This window comes from Vibrio sp. 1078-1, from assembly GCF_033340475.1.
Genome location: NZ_JAWOWM010000461.1, coordinates 1 through 649, shown reverse-complemented (window position 1 = coordinate 649; position 649 = coordinate 1). Strand labels below are relative to the sequence as shown.

The window sequence follows — 649 nt, the reverse complement described above, 5'->3', positions numbered from 1 at the left end:
AGAAGAAGTCAGTCTTGAGTATCCATCGTTACCGCTTATTGTGGTGTCTGGCACAGATGAAATGTCTGATGTCGCGAAAGCGTTGCGTTTTGGTATTAAAGACTTTCTTCCAAAACCGATAGGGAATTATGAACATTTGTCGCAAGCGATTGACAATACGCTTGAAGACTCAGATTGTCATTTTGCCGAACAGCGTGACTTTTCAAGCCAGTGGTTCCGCGTAGATGATGGTGGAGAAATACCAGATGAGCAAGAGCTGCACTGGCATTTAGAGTACTTGCAACAAAACCCAAATGCAGCGAGAGATCTGCTGCATGCGTTGTTGCCAGACAAAGACGCCTCTCAAGGTGACTGGCGTTGTTCTTATCGGTTACTACAGTCGGCAGATTTGATGCCTTTGGTGTTTGATTATCGCTGGTTGATGAATGGACAGTTTGCTTTCTACTTAGTGGACTCTGCTTCCCAAGAAAATGGAGGTGTAGCGACAACGCTACTGGTGAGAGCTTTGTTTGATGATTACCTAAGAAACTTAAAAAGTTTCAGTGCGGATCTGAAAGACATGGTAAACATCATGGAGAAGGGCATTGAGTGCTCAGATTGTGCTGGTGCGGTGAAGGCGGTATTTGGTGTGGCGGATTTAGCTTCTTCA

At 45.0% G+C, this 649-nt stretch carries 1 pseudogene; it reads left to right on the top strand.

The annotated features are described in order from the left end of the window. A pseudogene (locus tag R7190_RS28195) lies at positions 1 to 649 on the top strand (two-component system response regulator); the annotation flags it as partial.